Origin of the sequence: Paenibacillus chondroitinus NBRC 15376, assembly GCF_004000765.1 — a bacterium.
In the GTDB taxonomy this organism is placed as follows: domain Bacteria; phylum Bacillota; class Bacilli; order Paenibacillales; family NBRC-103111; genus Paenibacillus_E; species Paenibacillus_E chondroitinus.
Genome location: NZ_BILW01000096.1, coordinates 1 through 3,412, shown reverse-complemented (window position 1 = coordinate 3,412; position 3,412 = coordinate 1). Strand labels below are relative to the sequence as shown.

Sequence of the window (3,412 nt, the reverse complement as noted above, 5' to 3'; positions counted from 1 at the left end):
GCACAATGTACAATGAATTCAGTCTAAATAGCGTGAAAACCGCTCATTTCTGCCTTTTACGCTGCATTTTGTACAACGTAGAAGGAGGCATTGGCCGATCTGAGGCCTCTATGCTGCAGAAAGTGCAACATAGAGAAGGCATTGGCCATTATCGGGGTTGTCATTGGACTTCATCCAATGACACGCACATCCACATCGCTCCTATGCCGCGTAAATCGCCAGATTGGGCGACTATTCCTCGAAAAATGCTCTTTTAGCTATGGGAGGGAACTTTTCACGTTTATCACCAAAATAGAGGAGCAGAGTTCCCTCAATGGGCATTACTTGATATTTTCCAATAATATCCCTCCTGCACCTAAATAAATGACAATAAAAGTTGTCAAAAAGGGGGTAATATGATGGAATCGCGGCTAATTGTATACGCTTACATTGGTGCGAGACTAAACTGAATAAGGAGCATGGCTACATGAAAATTCGCTTTTTACAAAAAAGATTAGCTTTGTTGGTACTGTTCTCCATGGTCTTTTCTCTACTCCTCGTTCCTGCGGCAGGCAGAGCAGCGGATGTTGAGGTGGATGTTGCTGCTCTCCCAACCAGTGCAGATGCTGCTATCGTTATAGACAGCACTAAGCCTGAGGTAGCGGATACGAACTACGACAACAGAACGAATTTGGGGAGTTCGACGTTAGGATTATACAGCCTTTCAACCAGCTCCTCGAAAAAGACAGAAGTTTACTTCAAGTTTGATGTGTCTACCGTATCCGATAGTACATACAAATATTATTTGCAAGTGTCTGCGAAAAAAGGCAGCAGTGACATCGACACCGCCCTCCAAGTGTATGGTCTATTGAATAATTCATGGCAAGAATCAACGATAACCTGGAATAATGCTCCTCAGACGGATTTGTCTGCGATGAATCCATTAGGGCAATTTATTGTGAATCAGGCTAATTCAGCTAAACCGATTTTATACACCGTAGAAGTGACGGATTATGTAAGGCAGCATCTCTCCGACCAGAAAGTTTCTTTCATCATCGCTTCAAACTCAACCAATTCCGTTAACGTATATTCGAAAGAGAACACTTCAGCCTCCAACCCTGAGCCGCAACTCCTGGTACGGCGTGTTGTTCAAAGCGACACTACCCCGCCAATATGGGGTCAAAACGCAGCCTTAAAATCAATTAATTTGGGCATGGATTTTGTTCAATTAACCTGGCCGGCAGCCATCGATGATAGTGCGGTAACGAACTATAAGCTTTATCAGAATGATGTGCTGCTAAGCAATGTGACAGGGAATACATACACAGTTCAAGGGCTAACCCCGAATACAAGCGTTACATATAGCGTTTATGCAGGAGATGCGGTAGGCAATTACTCGCTGACACCTCTTACCTACAACGTAACGACATTGTCTGCTCCAGTTACACCTCTGCAAGTCGTAGAAGTCAATGCAAGCAGCAGCGATGGAAATGTTGAGAGCAACACGCTCGATAACAACTTGTTCAGCCGCTGGTCAGCTTCAGGTGACGGGCAATATGTGATGTTTGATTTGGGGCAAGCGAAGAACATTGGCTACGTGGGCATTGCTTTTTATAAAGGCGATCTGCGGACTACGCTCATTGATATTCAAACATCAAACGATGCGCAAACCTGGACGAATGTGTTCACTGGAAACAGCCGTCCGAATACGGTGGATATGCAAGCTTTTGATATCCCGGATACACAAGCTCGCTTCGTTCGCATCATTGGACACGGGAACTCCGATGGCAGTACATTCACAAGTTTAACGGAAGTTATGATCTATCCACCGTTCCCTTCAGGTGATACACCGGTAGCGATCGTCCCCAATATTACGCCAACGGCGCCGTCAGGGACGGTTCCTTTTACAAAGCCGGGATTAACGAATCCAGATGGGTCTGAACATGCTGTACACTCGCCTCATCAGGTAACTGGCGTTACACGTAACGTTCTTGATTATGGCGCAGATCCGGCGGATAATGCCCAAGATGACCGCATTGCCATCCAAAACGCGATAGATGCCGCTACAGCTGGCGACGAGGTGTTCATTCCGAATGGCGTTTATAACTTAATCACTTCCCCGGATGGATTTATCAATTTAAAACTGAAGTCAGGCGTCAACCTGCGGGGGGAGAGCGAGTCGCAAACGATTTTGAAATCAAGCATTGATGATGTTAAAAATAGTTCTGTGCTGAAATCATCGAGTCAACATGATATTTTGGTTTCAAATCTGACCGTTACTTCCACGTGGAATCGTGCCTTTTCATTGGATCATGTGATCAATAATCCGGCTGCCGGAGGGCCTGACAGCATGATTGCTATCGCCAATTATGGTGAAGATCCATCCTATAATGTCACCGTTGATCATGTCACAGTGGAACGTTTCCGACGCATGGCCATTCGCATTGAAAACAGTCACGACGTCGTTGTTCGTCATGCGACTTTCCGCAATGCAACGGACTTAGGTGGCGGCGGTGCCGGATATGGCACGTCCATTCAAGGGATGCCGAAGGTCGATAGGCTCGGTTTTGATAACGATACGTATTGGAACGTAGTGGAAGATTCGACTTTTGAAGGGCCGTATCTACGTCATGGTTCCCTCATTCAAAACGTAGCGCATAACAACGTACTGCGAAACAATCACTATAAGAACACAAAGCTGGACGCAATTGATCTCCATGGTGAGTTGGAATATTTGAACGAAGTTTATGGCAATACCGTTGAGGATATTTTTACCGGCGGTGGCGTAGGGCTTGGGAATACCGGAGGAACGGCTCCAAGCAATCATAGCAAATCAGGACCTCAAAACTACATTCATGACAATGTGATCCGCAATGCGCGTGAAGGAATTGTCGTTACCATGGGCACTCCGGATACACGGATCGAACATAACATCATTGAAAATACAACGACTGTCAACAATGGTGTAGGGATTAATATTTTAAATGGGCCAGGAACGCGCATCGAAAATAACATCATTCGCAACAACACGGCTTCCGGTTACTGGGGGATTTTGCTTGAACACGACAACGGGGATCAAAATGCCGGGGGTGTCGGCGCTGGAGATCCTCAGAATGTATATATCATAGGCAATTCCATCACTGGAAACACGAATGGAATTCAGCTCCAGAAGGGTACGAACATTTCCGTTATCAAAAATATTTTAGATAATCCAGGCACTAATTATTTGAAAGCGAGCGGCGTGACGGCGACTGAAGTTTGGCCTTCTACGGATAATACGTTGAGCAGCCTGACAACAAATGCTGGTGCGTTGAGCCCCGCCTTTGATGCGGCGCAAACCGAGTACACATTAAGTGTACCGAAGGTAACAAATGAAATCATTATCACACCGACGGCAGCAAGTGGTGATGCCAAAATTACTGTGAACGGAGCC

General features: G+C 45.8%; 2 protein-coding genes. Both read left to right on the top strand.

The window, feature by feature from the left end; translation table 11 throughout:
- Window positions 1–257: hypothetical protein (locus PCH02S_RS36290; protein WP_218033202.1), on the top strand; the 257-nt coding region annotated here is incomplete at its 5' end.
- A 209-nt stretch (window positions 258–466) separates the two neighbouring features.
- Window positions 467–3,412, top strand: a 2,946-nt coding sequence (locus tag PCH02S_RS35375) for a CBM96 family carbohydrate-binding protein (protein ID WP_127458786.1), incomplete at its 3' end; no start/stop codon positions are given.